The organism is Streptomyces sp. NBC_00158 (assembly GCF_045160885.1).
In the GTDB taxonomy this organism is placed as follows: domain Bacteria; phylum Actinomycetota; class Actinomycetes; order Streptomycetales; family Streptomycetaceae; genus Streptomyces.
This window is the reverse complement of record NZ_CP108162.1, coordinates 159,459-173,951: the sequence shown is the minus strand read 5'-3', so window position 1 is coordinate 173,951 and position 14,493 is coordinate 159,459. Positions and strand designations below refer to the sequence as shown.

Here is a 14,493-nt window from a genome sequence, read left to right as displayed (position 1 = left end):
CCGCGGGCGGCGGCGACCGGTCCGACCATAGCCGGGCCCATGAGAAATCCGCGGGTGCCGGTTGCCCCTTCACGAGGCGCCGGGAATCATGACCGGGTGCCCCGCCGAGAACCACTCCACGCCTTCCTCCCGCGCACCGGACTCACCGTCGTCGAGGACGTGCCACCCGGCAGCCTCTTCCCGCCGGAGGCCGCCTGGCGCGTCGCGCGCGGGACCGCGGCGCCCGACCGCCCCGCGCCGAAGGCGCTCGACGCCGCGTGGTGGCGCCGCCTCACGGACGCCGACGGCGAGTTCCTGGTGGCCGTGCTCGGCTACCGGATCGGCGGCAACGACTCCTGGTGGACCCGCGTCCGCCCCGCCGACGGCGGTGTGCCGCGGCTGACCGCCGACCCCGGCTTCGTGGCGCTCTCCCTCGACGGCCAGGTGCTCCTGGCTCAGGTGCCCGGCGCCGACGGGCCCCGGGTGACGGCCCTCGACCGGCTGCCGGAGCGGCTGGAGGAGGCCGCCGCGGCCGCCGGACGCGAGACGGAGGCCGAGCGCGCCGAGGTGTGGGCGGCGGTGCCCGGCCGGCCCGCGTGGCCGCTGCACTGGGTGGACCGGATCGGGTCCAACCCGGCCGCCCCGGACGACCTGCTGATCCGGCTGCTGGACGTGGACGACGGCTTCCTGCTCGGGTGCGACCGGCCCTCCGTCCTCGACGCCGCCGTCTCACACCCCGATCCGGGGGTGCGGTCCAGGCCCGCCGGTGCCTTCCGCCCCAAGCTCACCTCCGACCAGTGGGTCCGCCTGGTCCGCGCCGAACCGTCGGCCGCGCGCCGCGTGCTGCGCGCCGAACGCGCCCTCGTCTGGGGCGCCGAACTCCCCGACGACCTGTACGACGAGCTCCTCGCCGGCCCCTCCCGCGCCTCGGCCGCCGAACTCCCCGGGCTCCCCGCCCACCGCGTTCCGGGCCTCGCGGCCGACGCCGACCCCCGGGTGCGGGCCGCCGCCTGCACCCGGTGGGAGGAACTCGCCGCGCCGCTGCGGGACCGGCTGCTGGCCGACACCGACGACCAGGTGCGTACGGCGGCGCTGCTCGCCCACCACACCGGCGTCCCCATGCCCCGCGAGGTCTACGAGGCGCTGCCCGAGCCCCGGCGCGCGCTCGAAGCGTGCCGGCTGGCGCCCGGACTGGAGGCGGAGCTGGTCCGGAACGGGACCGCGGAGCAACGCCGGGCGCTGGCCGCCAACCCGGGGCTCGGTCCACTCGGCGTCGCCGTCCTGGCGCAGGACCCGGACGAGGACGTCCGCTCGGAGGTGGCACTGCGGCCCGACCTCGACGAGGAGCGGCGAGCCGCGGTCCGCCACGCCTTCGACCCGTCGCTGCTGTCGTACGCCCTGCCCTGGGTCGAGCGCCTGCACGGGGACGCCGACGCGATGCGCCGCCTCGCCGGGTCCTCCCACCCGCTCGTCCGCCGCAGCGTGGCCCGTGCCCGCCACCTGCCACCGGACGTCGTGGAACGCCTGGCGCGGGACGAGGACGAGCCCGTCCGCCTGTTCCTCGCCGAATCCTGCGACGACGCTCCGGCCGAACTGCTGCTGGAGGTCTGGAGCTGGTGGGACGGCAGCTTCAGCCACCCCGACCGCCCCCGCAGCCACCCCAACTTCCCCCGTACCGGCCTCCTGCACTACGCCGGCGACCCCGCCGGGCGGATGCGCCGCCTGGCCCTGGACGATCCGCTGTCCACGCCCGCCGACGTCGCACGCCTCGCCCGCGACCCGGAAGCCGAGGTGCGCCGACGCGCGGCCGAGGACCCCCGGCTGTCACCGTCCGACGCGGTGCGGCTGCTGAACGACCCGGAGGCCACCGTCCGCGCGAGCGCGGTGCGCAGCCCGCGGCTGCCGGCCCGCGTCCTCGCCGGGCTGCTCCACGACCGCGACACGGCGGGCGCGGCGGTCACCAACCCGTCGATCCCGGTCCCCGTCCTCCGGCGCCTGCTGGACGCGGGCGCGGAAGCCGTGGCTGCCGCGCCGTGACCGGGCGGTCAGGCGCCCGCGGGCGGGCTCCAGCTGGCGGTGACGGTCAGGTGTGCCTGGTTGTTGCCGTTGACGATGCCCAACTGCAGGTCCTGCGTGAGCTGGATGCCGAAGGTGACGGTGATCTCGCTGGGCGGCACGGGTACGGAGGTCATCGAGGAGTGGACCTCGCGGACGAGGGCGCCGAGGGGCTTCAGGGTGGAGCGCAGCGCGTCGGTGGCGAAGGCGGCGACCGCGTCGGCCCGCCTGCCGACCGGGACGACGCGACCGAGGCCGTCACCGGCCGCGGGGGCCGCCCCGGAGGCGTCCGAGAGCAGGAACCGGACGGTGGAACCGTCCTCCAGGCGGATGTTCTCGCTGATGTCCTCGGTACTGGTCATGGGGGAATGGTGTGCGCCGGCAGGCCGGCCGGACCCGGTGTTCGGTTGATCGGTTACCGAATCGTGGCATGCCCGGGTCACCCGCAGGGCGCCCGCGACGGGGTGCCGTCCGGGAGCAGCGTTCCTGAACACCGGAAAGGACGCGGTATGGCACTGGTCAGAAAGGGATCGCGGCTCATCACAGTGGACGGCGTCACCTACCGGTGGCGACTCCGCGGACGTCCGACCTACGACCAGGGCCGCACCGCCCTCACCGAAGGCTGGAGGCCCCGGAACCCCGGATCCCCCTTCCACCTCGATCAGCCGGACCGCCTCGTTCCGCCCCGCCGGCAGGGGTGACCAGGACCAGCGGGACCTCGCGGCCCGCGGAGGCGCGGTAGGCCTCGTACGAGGGCATGGCCGCGACCACTACGGGCCACAGCCGCTCCGCCTCCGCGGGCGTGGCCCGGCGGGCGACGGCCGCGAAGGTCCCGGTGCCGACCTGGAGGGTGACGGCCGGGTCGGCCGTCAGGTTCAGGTACCAGGCCGGATGGTGCGCGGCCCCCGCGTTCGAGGCCGTCAGGACGTACGCCTCCCCGTCCCGTACGTACGCGAGCGCCGTGCGCCGGAGCACCCCCGAGCGGCGCCCCCGCGTGGTCAGCAGCAGGTCCCGGATTCCGGGGCGCGGCACACCGCCGGTCTCCTCGAAGCGGCGGATGTGCCCGGCGACCCACGGGTTCGGACTGTCCGTCGGCTGCGCCTGCGTCATGCCGTCCGCACCCCCGCGTGCGCGGCGTGCACGGTCGGGGCCGTCGCCTCGTCGAGGACCGCCCGCGCGAAGTCCGCGTGCGTGATCCGGTCGTCGCCGTCGGCGGGGCCGAACGCGTAGCCGCCCGTGGACCCGGTGGCGGCGAAGTCGCCCGACGGGCTCAGGACGGCCCAGTCGAGGCCCTCGGGCGCGGCCGCCCGCAGGGCCGCGGTCCCGGCGCCGTGGCCGACGTAGAACGCCCGCCACTCCTGCGGATACCCCGGTGTGTCCATCAGCAGCGGCCCGGCCCCGGTGGGCAGTACGGAGGCCAGCCCGACGGACACCAGGCGCCGCACCCCGGCCTCGGACAGGCCCGCCGCGAGGGCGCGGGCGGCGGCGGGGAAGAACTCCCCCGGGTCCGCGGCCGTGTCGTACACGGCCGCCACCGCCAGGCCGTGCCCGGCCGCGAGGCGGGCGACGTCCGCCGCCGAGGTGACGTCACCGTCACCGCGTCCCGCCTCGGTGACCTCCAGGCCCCGCGCCCGCGCCTCGGCGACGACGGCCCGGCCGACGCGGCCGCGGGCGCCGAAGACGACGATCTTCCGATTGCTCTGGTCCTGCTCGTTCCCCTGGTTCGTCATGTTCCGGACCCTATGGAATGCCCTGGTTACCGATCGGATACCGGCCTACGATCGTGATCATGAACCCGCCGCCGCAGAGCACGCCGCCGCAGAGCACGCCGCCGCAGAGCACGCCGCCGCAGAGCCCGCCGCCGCAGAGCCCGCCGCCCCTGGACCCGGAGATGTTCGACCCCGTCTGCCCCTCGCCGCTGGTGCCCTTCCGGATCGGCGACAAGTGGGCCACGCTGATCCTGCGCTGCCTCCAGGACGGCCCCCGCCGCTTCTCCGAACTCAAGGTCCCGCTGCGCGAGATCACGGCCAAGTCCCTGACCCAGTCCCTGCGCGGGCTGGAGCGGGACGGCTTCGTGGCGCGCACGGAGTACGGGACCCCGACGCGGCGCGTCGAGTACGCCCTCACCCCGCTCGGGCGGGGCCTCCTCGGGCCCCTGGACGCGGCGTGCGCGTGGACGCGGGAGCACTGGGACGAGCTCCTGGACGCCCAGGAGGCGGCGCTCGCGGCCGCCCGCCCGAACGGCTCCTCGGCCCGTCCCTCCTGACGCAGGGGCCCCCGCCCGGCTGCCGCTGTCGTCGGTCTCGTGGTGGCGCCGGGACGAGTAGGCGCGGACATGACGATGCCCCCGTGCTCCTGGCGCTCGGAGACGAGGGTGTCGTCGTGTGCGGGGTCAGGCGGCCGTCGCGGTGACCAGCAGGGTGCCGAGGGCGCCGTCGGGGGCGGGGATGACTTCGGCTCGGATGTCGGTGAAGCCGTGCCGCTTGAGGAGGTCGCTCCACTGCTCGGGGGTGTGCTGCCAGCGCAGCACGGTCAGCTCGGGCTCCCGGCCATCCAGCCACTTCCCGCCCATCTCCTGGGCGCCGTACTGGCCCACGATCGGCTCGCGGTGGGCGAAGGCGAAGAGGCCGCCGGGGGCGAGGCTGCGGGCGACGCGGGGGAACAGCTTGTCGGGGTCGGTGAACCAGACGGCACCCCACGTCGAGTAGACGACGTCCCATAGCCGCACGTCCTGGTCGAGGAAGGCGCAGACCTCGGCGTGGACGAACTCCAGGTTCGGGACGTCGTTCCAGAAGCCGCGGGCGCGTTCGGTCTGGACGGCGGAGAAGTCCACCGCGACGACCTCGACACCGGAGCGGGCGAGGAAGACGGCGTTCTCTCCTTCCGCCGGCCCGAGGTCCAGGGCGGTCTTCGGCGTGCCGAGGATCTCCGCGCCGGGGCCCACGCCGGGCAGGCCCGTCCAGTCGAAACGGTCGGCGGCCGGGCGCTGCTGGACGGCAGGGCGGTACTTGTCCCAGTACTCGGCGGGGGTGGTGGGGGCGCTGGACATGAGGCTCCTCGGGAGGTTCTCGGTTTCGGTGCGCGAGACGCTACCGGTGGGGGTCCCGGGACGCGGGCGAAAACTGGAAACTCGCGCATATGGGCATAAATCGAGCCCGGAGGCGCATGATCGCACCTCCGGGCGTGGGCGGGCTTAAGGCCCTACGGGGTCAGTGGCACTTCTGCCCCGGCGCACAGGGGCCGCACTTGGCGTAGTCGGCCTCCCACAGCTTCCAGTCCACCTCGAACCCGTTGTCGTGGATGATCTGCGCGGTGCGCTCCACGGAGCCGTCGTACTTGAACGCGATCTCGGGGATGTGCTCCAGGAACCGGCCGCCGAAGTGCTCGTGGCAGAACTCGCGGTAGTTCTGGGTGTCGAGGATGAAGACGTGCACGGCGATGTCGACGATCCGGCCGCAGCAGATCTCCAGGGGGACCGGCTCGTCCCACCTCTCCATCGCGGTGATGAGGTAGGAGACCGCGGCGTGGAACAGGCGGGTCGCCATCACCTCGTCGAAGGGGTAGTCGCGCATGAGCAGGGTGATCTCGCGGTCCCAGACCTCGGGCTTCACGAAGTCGCGGGGGTTGCGGTACTGGCCGGCGGCCGGGGTGACCGGCCTGGTCAGCATCTCGGTCATGTCGTGCTCCTCTCGATTGCCTTTCGAGTGGTGCAGGGGGTGGTGATTCCCGCCCATGGCCGTAGGCTGCGGAGCGGGAGTCTGCGGGGTGTCAGAGCAGCTTGATCTCGATCGCCAGGGCGCCCAGGGCTTCCTTCTCGGGCCCGTAGATGGCGCTGATGTTGTCGAGTTGCTGCTCGCGGCCGGCGGAGGGGTCGACCTTCTCCGGCCCCTCGCCGTCCAGGAGGGCCTCGAAGGCGGCTCCCTGTCGTGGTCGTCATCATGCGGCCGGTCTCGGCGGCCGAGTACGAGCGGAAGAAGTGCCGGGGGTCGGCGAAGAGGACGTCGGCCGGCACCAGCAACTGCTCGGCGTACTCGGCCAACGAGCCGGGCCGGTTCCGGGTGTCGGGCATCCAGGGTTCGGCGCCTTCGGGCGGCGCCGCGCGTCCTGCGCGGATCAGGGACTCGGAGAGCTTGGCTCCGGTGTCGGGATGCGTTCGGCGGGCTGGTCTTCGAGCTGTCGGGCCAGGGGAGTACGGCGGGGGAGTTCGGGGCCGGGCATCGAGCGCTCCTCTCCGAGGGGTTGCAGCGGGACGCAGGGACCGGGGAGGTATGTGCACCCCGCTGCCGGGGGGGTGCGGCGTCAACCTGGGGCCCAGGCGCTGGGGCTGGTCGATCCCGCGAGATGAACGTACGGTCGCGCTCCGTGCGGTAGGACTGACTGCGGGTACGTGTTACGGGCAGGGGCCGCACCGGGGAGCGCGCGATGGCCACGAGACCAATCACCGGCACCATCGCGGGCTTTGTGCTGCGTACGGCGCGGGAGTCGGTTCCGCTCACGCAGGCGGGGATGGCGGAGGCTCTGGGCGTGGACCTGGCCACGGTGCAGGGGTGGGAGTCGGGCCGGCGCCCGGTCGCGAACATGAGGGCGGTGGATCTGCTCGGGCTGCGGAGGAGGCTGGCCGGGCTCGGTGCGGACGCTGCGGTCGTCGCCCTGTTGGACGCGGCGATGGACGCGGACCGGATCATCACGGCCACGCTCCGGCCCGCCGCCGGCGCGCATCCTCTCGCGGAGTGGGTGCACACCCGGGACACCGCCCACATGCTCGCCTGGGCGCTCACCGGGATTCGGCCGCCCTCCCTTGCGGGCATCCCGTCCCCGCGCCTGAGAGGGCCGGCGGCGGCTTCTCCGCTCCTGCCTGAGCCGGACCGGACGGCGTTCTTCGAGCGGCTGCGGACCACGGCGGAGGCGGCCCCGCGGACCGACGCCCAGGGGGTGCTGCTGCACCGCCAGGCGCTGTATCTGACCTCGTACGACAAGAGCCCCGGGGCGGTGGCCTGGACGGCGCAGGCCCTGCACGCCCGGCGCGGTCTGCTGGCCCAGCGGGGATGGACGCCGCAATGGGCCGAGGCGCGTTCGACGGCCACCGCGCTCGCGAGGCTGGGAGACGCGGTGCCGCTGCTCGACTTCATCGAGCGGGCCATGGTCGACGACGACGCGGGCGAGGCCGCGAACCTGAACTACTGGGCTTACTGGCTGGGCGGAACCCCCTTGCCCCAGTCCGACGACATGTTCATGCGGGACCGTCAGCTCACCGGCTGGGATCCCGTCACCCTTCTGCGGGGGCTGACGTACGGACTGCACCACGCCCCGGGGTACGTCGACCTGTACGTCCACACGATGTGGGCCCTGCTGACCGCTCACCCGTGGCTGCCGCAGGCGTCGGGCCTGCTGGTGCGGGACCTGGCGGAGCGTACCGAGCGGCTGTTGGACGGGGGCGGTATCTCCGAGAGATCCCGGCGCGAACTCACCGGCGTGCATTACGTTCTTCGTGATCGAGACTGAGACCGGAGGTCAGCGATGGCAGACGACACGGCGACCGCCCAGGGCACGGCCGGGTTCCTCTTCGAGATGGGCGTGCTCAAGAACGCGAAGCGGACCGGATGGTGGTTCACCGGGAACAACAACCCGGAGTCGATCGCCGAGCACTCGTTCCGCGTCGGCATCGTCGGCGCCGTGCTGGCCATGATGGAGGGCGTGGACCCCGCGAAGGTCGCCCTGATGTGCCTCTTCCACGACACGCAGGAGACCCGGATCGGCGACATCCCGCACATCGGCCGCCGGTACATCGACGCCGCTTCGAACCAGACCGTCACCGCCGACCAGGTGGCCCGCGCGCACCCTGCCGTCCGCAGTGGTGTTCAGCGGGTGGTCGAGGAGTACGAGGCCAACGACAGCCCCGAGGCGATCGTGGCCAAGGACGCGGACAAACTGGAGTGTCTGGTGCAGGCAGTGGAGTACCGGGCTCAGGGCAACACGCTCGTACAGGACTGGATCGACACCTCCCTGAACAGTCTCAAGACGGCGTCCGCCCGAGAGCTGGCCGGGGCCGCGCTGACCATGTCGCCGCTGGAGTGGCGTCAGACGTTCCTAGGCTGAGCCCGGGAAATGACGAAGCCCCCGCTGGCCGACTGGATGCCGGGGCGGGGGCGAACTCCAGCGGAACAGGCCGTAGCACGCGGTACTCCGCCGCCGAGACCGTGGTGGAAGCCTGCGGCTGCCGTTCCGGCGAAGCCGTCCCCGCCTGGCCACTGACTGCCTGAACGTTGTGACGGCTGGGTCTTCCACAGGGCCTCGCGCTACTGCGGGAGACGCCGTACCGGCGGAACCACAGGAGACCTGGTGCGCTTGTTCCGAGGGGTGCGTTCCCAGAGCGGTGTTCTGCGCAGCCGGATCGGTGTGGGGGTCCGTAGCTGTTTCGGGGGCGGTAGGTGTAGCCGCATCGGGGAGGGGCGCAGGGTGTACCTCGTAGCGGGCGCCGAGCCGTCCGCCGCCGTCCTGGGTCTTGGTGATCCAGCGCTCGGCCTCCAGTCCGCGCACGATCAAACGGACGGTGTCCTTGCCGGTGATCCCGCAGCGGTCGCCCGCCCCGGCGGAGCCCGCCCCGGCGGCCGGCCCGTGCGGCCGGCCCGGCAAGAGGGGCCGGGCCGCCCGCCGGGCGGATCCGGGTCGTCTTCGGGGCGCAGACGGCGAAACCGCCCCCTGGCGCGGCCGGTTGGGGTTCACTTGGGGTCGGCACCCGCCCGGCGCGCGGGCTCGGGGCCGGGCCGTGACGGCGTTCGGGCACGCACGTCACCGTCAGCCGGCCTGCCCGCACACGACCCCGCATCCGTCCGTACCGGTCCGCACGCCCGTTCCGCCCGTTCCGTCCGTTCCAGCACCCGCATTTCGCACCGCCCGTACGGCCCGTACGCCCGCGCCGTCGCCCGGACGCCTCCGCCCGATCCGCTCCGCAGCACCGCGCCGCCCTCTCGGGGGACCCCGGCGCAAGGGGGACACCATGACCGACACCACCCCGAACACGACGCCGCCCGGCGGCCCCGGCGGTCCGTACGGGCCCGGATACATACCCGGACAGCACCCCGCCCCGGGCTGGGGGTACCCGGCCCCCCATCCCGGGCAGGGCTGGGGCGACGGCCAGCAGAACCCCGAGGCCTGGGGTCCCGCCGCCGTACCGGAGGAGTCCGACGGCTTCCGCGAGTGGCGGTCGGTGGGAGAACTCGCGCAGTCCGTACCCGGCTGCTTCAGCGCCTTCGTCCTGCTGGTACCGGGGACGATCCCGCTCCTGATCATGTACTCGCTGGCCCGGTCGGCCCGCAACCGCGCGCACCGGGTCTTCCGGCTGGAGCGCGACCCGGTCGTCGACCCCCCGCTCTCGCGCGTGAAGAAGGCGCGCGCGGTGCTCGCCGTGCTGGCCTCGTCCGTCTTCCTCCTCGTCTACGGGGCGCAGAACGACATCGAGAACGCCCTGACGGACGGCGCCGTGCGCATGATGGTCGCGCCGTGGCTGCTGGTGCTGACCGCTCCGCTGCTCGTCTACCTGCTCATGAGATGGGCGTCCGTGAGCGAGCACGCCCGGATGAGGAGCCGGCTGCGCGTACCGCTCGTCACCGTGGCCAAGTACGTGGGCGCGCTGACGTCCGTACCGCTGCTGACGCTGGCGACCATCCCGGTGCTGAACTCCCTGGTGGACCGCCCGTACATCTCCTTCGCGGTCGCCGTCGTGATCGTCGGCCTGATGGTGTGGGCCGCGGCGTTCACCTTGTTCTCCTCCACCCTCGTGGTGCGCGCCGGGTTCGGGACCGGCCAGATCCACAAGGCCCTGCCCGGCCCGCTGACCGCCCTCCTGGTGTGGGAGTTCGTCCCCGTCGGCCTCCTGACGTCGGGGATGCCGCCCGGACCGGTACCGCTCGCCCTGCTGTTCGTGCTCGGCGGCCCGCTCACGGTCACCGCCGTGACGTGGTGGGAGGTCCACCGGCTGACGACCCGGCACGGCGTGGTCCTGCGGCCCTGAACGGGGACACCGCACACAGCAGCGCTGCCGCCGCCGCCCGACCGCCCGCCGCCCGCACCGGCGCGGGGCACCCCGAGGGGAACCCACGATGACCGGCTCCCGCCCCGGCTTCGACCCCGCCCACCCGCTGCCGCCCCCGTGGGAGAGCCGGTCGTACGACGCCTCCCGCTGGGACCGCGACCTCCTGCTGGGGGAGGCCCGGCAGGCCGCCCCCGGGTCCCCGGAGGCGGCCGGCGCGTGGCTGCGGCTCGGCCTGCTCTGTGCCGAGCGGGCGGAGGACGGCGACGACCCCGAACAGGCCCCGTACGACCGCGAACTGGCCAGGGCCGCGCTGGAACGGGGCCTGGCGGCGGACGGCGGGACCGCGGAACTCCGCGCCCGCGGGTACCTGTACCTGGCCCGGCTGCTCCTCGCGGAGGACGACGGACACCCGGCGCCCACCGCCCTGGACCGCGCCGAGGCGCTGGTCGCCGCCGTGGCCGGCCTCCCGCCGGGCACCGCCGACGCCGACGCGGCCCGCTGGGCGCGCCTGCGCCTGCCCGACATCGCCGCCTCGCGCTGGTCGCGCACCGGCGCGCCCGCCGACCACGCCCCGGCCGTGGCGGGCTACCGGGCGCTCCTGGACGGTGAGGAAGGCGAAGACGGTGAACCCGCCCTGGCAGCCGCGGACCGCGCGGCGACGCAGGAGGCCCTGGCCCGGCTGCTGTACGAACGGGCCTCGGCGGACGGCGACGCACCCGGCCTCGCCGAGGCGGCCCGCCACTTCGCCGAAGCCCGGGCGGCAGGAGCCCGGGTCTCGAACGCCGATGCCGATGCCGACGCCGACGACGTCGACATCGACGTGTCGCTCCTCGCGGGCGGCCGGGGGTTCGCCCTCTTCGACCAGGGGGTCCTGACGTCGGACGCCGGGCTGCTGCGCGAGGCGGAAGCCGCCTTCACCGAGTCGGGCGGGGCGGCCAGGGCCCGGCAGGCAGCCTCCGCAGCGGAGTCCGCGTCCGCCGAGGAGGCCTTCTGGGCCGACCGCGCGCAGCGCGCCGAGACCCTCGCCGTCTGCGCCGCGGTACAGGCCTGGCGGGTGAGCGGAGCCGCCGCCCCGCCGGGCGCCCTCGCCTCCCGCGTCCGGGACGTCACCGGTTCCCCCGCGCACACCGGCACGGCCGTCCCCAACGTGCTCGTCGCGCTGGCCTGGTTCCTCCTCGACCTCCCCGCGGCCGACACGGACCCGGCGGAGCAGGAGCGGGCCCTGCGGCTGCTGGAGGAGGCCGCCCGCCTCTGGCGGCCGGAACACGGCCCGACGCACGTCCCGTACCTGAAGCTGGCGGCGTACCGCCTGGAGCTGTCCCGCGACCGGCCGGCGGAGCTGCTGGCCGCCGCCCGGGCCGCCGCCGTCGTCCTCGACCGGACCGCGGAGCCGAATCCGGTCCTGTCGGCGCTCCTGATACGGGCCGTCGTCCGGGCGCAGTTGCTCGACGGCGGGGGGAGCACCGCCGACCCGGGCGCGGCCGGCTTCCGCGCGGCCGCCGCGGCGGCGGGCCCGGACACACCGACGGATCCGGAGCGGTGGACCGGGACCGTCGACCGGCTCGTCGGCCCCACCGAGAACGTCGGGGAACTGCTGCGGCGCTGGCGCCGAGGGGCCGGCCGGGATCCGGACCACGTGGCCCACGCGATGTTCCTGCTGCGGCACTCCCCCCTGCTCGACCCCGACCGGACACGGCTCACCCCCGACGGTCTCCACGCCCTGCTGGAGACGGTCGCACCCGCGGGGGAGCCGGTCGGCCGGATGCCGAGCACGGTCGTCAGCGTCGCGCAGGGCCACTACGGGGCGCTGCGCGCCGGCCCGCTGCTGGGCCTCGCGGCCGAGGCCGCCGCGGTGGCGGCGGCGACCGGAGCCGGCGCCCCCGGCGCGGACGGGCCGGCCGCCGGGCACACGGACGTCATGGCCGGCATGGGAGCCGTCCTCAGGATGCTCGACGGAGTGGTGAACGGCGGCCTCGACGACATCGCTGCGGGCGAGCGGGCGATGCGGGACGTGATCCAGGGCATGGAGGCGATGACCGAGGGCGAGCGCGCGCGCCTGCCGGACCTCGCTCTCCTCAAGGCCGCCCATTCCGTCCTCTCGGCCCTCCTGTCCCCGGGACCCGCCGGACGACGGGACCGGGCGCTCGCCGCCCTGCGCGCCGAGGACCTCGGTCTGGACCCCGGCCATCCGGTCTGGGCGGCCCTGAAGCCCGAGCTGGCCCGGACCGCCGACGCACCGGCGAGCGGCGACGCACCGGCGAGCGGCGGCGGACCGGCGAGCGGCGGCGGCGCCGCGCACGAGCTCGTCCGCTCCACGGCCGGTATGCCGCCGCTCCAGCGCGCCGCACTGCTGGGCGCGATCGGCGCCGCACGCGCGGCCCGCGCCCACGACCGCGGGGACCGCTCCGCCCTGCGCGACGCCGCCGCCGTGCTGGGCGCGGCCCGGGACGCGTCCGCCCGCGGCGACGACCTGTGGCTCGGGACCGGCATGCTCATCGGCTTCCTGGACTGCGCCGAAGCGGTACTGGGCCGCCCCTGGTCGCGGCGCCGGCGGCTCGACGGAGCCATCGGGGTCCTGGAAGAGACGTACCGGGAAACCGGGGGCCCCGAGCACCCCCTGCGCGCCCGCGGCGGATTCCTCCTCGCCAAGGCCCTGCGCCTGCGCGACGACCGGGCCGCGGGCGACCGGCGGGCGGGCCGGCGCATCGCCGCGGACGCCCTGCGGGCCACCGCGTACGGCGTGCTCCTCCAGTCCGGTACGGCCGACGCCGCGGCGGCCGCCGCCGGGGCGACCACCACCGCGCTGACCGTGGCCCGCTGGTGTCTGGCGGACGGGGAGCCGGCCGAGGCCGCCGCCACGCTCGACGCCTGCCGCGGCCTCGTCCTGCACGCGGCGACGACGGCCCGGACCGTGGAACGACGCCTGACCGACGCCGGGTACGGCGCGCTGGCCGGCCGGTGGGCGCGGGTCCTCGCCTCCGGCGCCCCGCCGGCGAGCGCCCTGCGCCGCGAGGTCCTGGACGTCCTGCTTGCCCTGGACGGCGGCGCGGCCGACCGGCTGCTCTCCCCGCCGGACGTACCGCGGATCGCCGCCGCCCTGCGGACGCTCGGGCGCGACGCCCTGGTCTACCTGCTCCCCGCCGGGCCGGCGGGTTCCGCCGGTGAGGACGCCGGCGCCGCACTCGTGGTGACGGCCGACGGCCGGACCGGCGTCGTGGCCCTGCCCCTGCTGCACGAGGACGCGGAGCCGGTGCGCCAGTACCTCGTCCGGCCGGACGGCGGGCCGCTCCGGGGCGCGGGCTCCGCCACGGCCGACGGCTTCGATCCGGTCGCCGCGTTCGACCACCTCGCCACCGCCACCGCCACCGCCTCAGCCACCGGGCGGGCCGGGCGGCCCGGACGGGGCGCGCGGCGGGACATGGGCGCCGGGCCCGGCAGCCACGTCCCGCGCGTCCGGCCGCTGTCCCAGCGGCTCGACCGGCTGTGCGCCTGGGCCTGGCACGCGGTGGCGGAACCCCTGGCGCGCGGACTGCGGCAGGACGTACGGGTCACGCCGGCCGGCCGGCCGCCCCGGCTGGTCCTCGTACCCATGGGGGACCTGTCGGCCGTGCCCTGGCACGCCGCCTGGACCGCCACGGCCGGCGGCGGGCGCCAGTACGCCCTGGACACGGCGGAGTTCACCTACGCCGCCTCGGCCCGGCTGCTGTGCGAGGTGGCCGAGCGCCCGGCGCGGCACCGCACGGACGCGGCGCTCATCGTCGGCGACCCGACCGGGGACCTGCCCTTCGCCGGCCAGGAGGCGGCGGCCGTGCGCGACGCCTACTACCCACGGGCCGTCTTCCTCGGACGCGCCGGCGCCGACGGCCTCCCCGCGCCCGCCGGGCCGGGCCGCCCGGAGGAGGTCCTGGGGTGGCTGCGGTCCGGCGCCGGCCGGGGCGGCACGCTCCACCTGGCCTGCCACGCCACGGTGCTGGAGAACGAACGGCACAGCGCGGCACTGCTGTTGCACGGCGGGAACTTGGCGGCGGAGGAGCTCACGGAGTCCCCCGACGGCGACGCGGACACCGGCCACCCGGACCTGGTGGTGCTGGCGGCTTGCCGCAGCCACGTCTCCGGGCGCGGGACCAACGAGGCCTACACCCTCGCCACGGCGTTCCTCACGGCCGGAGCACGGTCGGTGGTCGGCTCGCTGTGGCCGGTGCCCGACGAGGCCACCTCCCTGCTGATGTTCATGACCCACCACCACCTGCGGGCCGAGGGGCGCGAGCCCGCCGAGGCCCTGCGGCTGGCGCAGCGCTGGATGGCGGACCCGGGCAGGTCCCTGCCTCCGCACGCACCCGACGGGCTGGCGCGGCTGCTGCGGCGCATCGCACCCCACGACCTGAGCGCCTGGGCGGGCTTCATCGCCACGGGACGCTGACCGTACG

11 protein-coding genes and 1 pseudogene are annotated in these 14,493 nt (G+C 75.4%); 6 read left to right on the top strand and 6 right to left on the bottom strand.

Features of this window, described 5'->3' with window-relative positions; translation table 11 throughout:
* The first annotated feature begins 96 nt into the window (after nt 1-96).
* Nucleotides 97-2,016: a hypothetical protein gene (locus OG553_RS36010; protein ID WP_331728057.1), complete on the top strand. Its 1,920-nt coding sequence runs from the start codon at nt 97-99 to the stop codon at nt 2,014-2,016.
* Nucleotides 2,017-2,024: 8 nt separating this feature from the next.
* On the opposite strand, the gene OG553_RS36005 is transcribed toward OG553_RS36010, so the two are convergent.
* The 3 genes from OG553_RS36005 to OG553_RS35995 all read right to left on the bottom strand — a co-directional run bounded on the left by OG553_RS36005 (nt 2,025) and on the right by OG553_RS35995 (nt 3,764).
* The gene (locus OG553_RS36005) at nt 2,025-2,396 is read right to left on the bottom strand and encodes a CU044_2847 family protein (protein WP_331728054.1); all 372 of its coding nucleotides are present in this window, start codon (nt 2,394-2,396) and stop codon (nt 2,025-2,027) included.
* Nucleotides 2,397-2,646: 250 nt separating this feature from the next.
* Nucleotides 2,647-3,144, bottom strand: a complete 498-nt coding sequence (locus tag OG553_RS36000; RefSeq protein ID WP_331728051.1) for a nitroreductase/quinone reductase family protein — start codon at nt 3,142-3,144, stop codon at nt 2,647-2,649.
* Nucleotides 3,141-3,764, bottom strand: a complete 624-nt coding sequence (locus tag OG553_RS35995) for an NAD(P)H-binding protein (protein ID WP_331728048.1) — start codon at nt 3,762-3,764, stop codon at nt 3,141-3,143. Before OG553_RS35995 ends, OG553_RS36000 begins: the two co-directional genes overlap by 4 nt.
* Before the next feature lie 161 nt (nt 3,765-3,925).
* On the opposite strand from OG553_RS35995, the gene OG553_RS35990 reads away from it, so the two are divergent.
* Nucleotides 3,926-4,300, top strand: a complete 375-nt coding sequence (locus OG553_RS35990) for a helix-turn-helix domain-containing protein (protein WP_331728693.1) — start codon at nt 3,926-3,928, stop codon at nt 4,298-4,300.
* Nucleotides 4,301-4,426: 126 nt separating this feature from the next.
* Here the strand turns inward: OG553_RS35990 and OG553_RS35985 are convergent, their stop codons facing one another.
* The 3 genes and pseudogenes from OG553_RS35985 to OG553_RS35975 all read right to left on the bottom strand — a co-directional run.
* On the bottom strand, nt 4,427-5,083 hold the full coding sequence (locus OG553_RS35985; RefSeq protein ID WP_331728046.1) for a class I SAM-dependent methyltransferase: 657 nt from the start codon (nt 5,081-5,083) through the stop codon (nt 4,427-4,429).
* Nucleotides 5,084-5,243: 160 nt separating this feature from the next.
* Nucleotides 5,244-5,702, bottom strand: a complete 459-nt coding sequence (locus OG553_RS35980) for a glycine-rich domain-containing protein (protein ID WP_405983260.1) — start codon at nt 5,700-5,702, stop codon at nt 5,244-5,246.
* A 100-nt stretch (nt 5,703-5,802) separates the two neighbouring features.
* Nucleotides 5,803-5,946 (bottom strand): annotated as a pseudogene (locus OG553_RS35975) (RNA-binding protein); the annotation flags it as partial.
* A 510-nt stretch (nt 5,947-6,456) separates the two neighbouring features.
* On the opposite strand from OG553_RS35975, the gene OG553_RS35970 reads away from it, so the two are divergent.
* The 4 genes from OG553_RS35970 (at nt 6,457) to OG553_RS35955 (ending at nt 14,486) form a co-directional block, all read left to right on the top strand.
* Entirely contained in the window at nt 6,457-7,536 is a 1,080-nt protein-coding gene (locus OG553_RS35970; protein ID WP_331728044.1) for a helix-turn-helix transcriptional regulator, read from the top strand.
* Nucleotides 7,537-7,551: 15 nt separating this feature from the next.
* On the top strand, nt 7,552-8,130 hold the full coding sequence (locus OG553_RS35965; protein WP_331728041.1) for an HD domain-containing protein: 579 nt from the start codon (nt 7,552-7,554) through the stop codon (nt 8,128-8,130).
* 901 nt (nt 8,131-9,031) lie between these two features.
* A complete protein-coding gene (locus OG553_RS35960; RefSeq protein WP_331728038.1) occupies nt 9,032-10,045 on the top strand; it encodes a hypothetical protein in 1,014 nt (337 codons plus the stop codon).
* A gap of 88 nt (nt 10,046-10,133) precedes the next feature.
* On the top strand, nt 10,134-14,486 hold the full coding sequence (locus OG553_RS35955) for a CHAT domain-containing protein (RefSeq protein ID WP_331728035.1): 4,353 nt from the start codon (nt 10,134-10,136) through the stop codon (nt 14,484-14,486).
* Nucleotides 14,487-14,493: the final 7 nt, after the last annotated feature.

Coding starts and splice junctions, on each gene's coding strand:
- OG553_RS36005 (WP_331728054.1), bottom strand. CDS start 2,396: ATGACCAGTACCGAGGACATCAGCGAGAACATCCGCCTGGAGGACGGT.
- OG553_RS36000 (WP_331728051.1), bottom strand. CDS start 3,144: ATGACGCAGGCGCAGCCGACGGACAGTCCGAACCCGTGGGTCGCCGGG.
- OG553_RS35995 (WP_331728048.1), bottom strand. CDS start 3,764: ATGACGAACCAGGGGAACGAGCAGGACCAGAGCAATCGGAAGATCGTC.
- OG553_RS35990 (WP_331728693.1), top strand. CDS start 3,926: ATGTTCGACCCCGTCTGCCCCTCGCCGCTGGTGCCCTTCCGGATCGGC.
- OG553_RS35985 (WP_331728046.1), bottom strand. CDS start 5,083: ATGTCCAGCGCCCCCACCACCCCCGCCGAGTACTGGGACAAGTACCGC.
- OG553_RS35980 (WP_405983260.1), bottom strand. CDS start 5,702: ATGCTGACCAGGCCGGTCACCCCGGCCGCCGGCCAGTACCGCAACCCC.
- OG553_RS35970 (WP_331728044.1), top strand. CDS start 6,457: ATGGCCACGAGACCAATCACCGGCACCATCGCGGGCTTTGTGCTGCGT.
- OG553_RS35965 (WP_331728041.1), top strand. CDS start 7,552: ATGGCAGACGACACGGCGACCGCCCAGGGCACGGCCGGGTTCCTCTTC.
- OG553_RS35960 (WP_331728038.1), top strand. CDS start 9,032: ATGACCGACACCACCCCGAACACGACGCCGCCCGGCGGCCCCGGCGGT.
- OG553_RS35955 (WP_331728035.1), top strand. CDS start 10,134: ATGACCGGCTCCCGCCCCGGCTTCGACCCCGCCCACCCGCTGCCGCCC.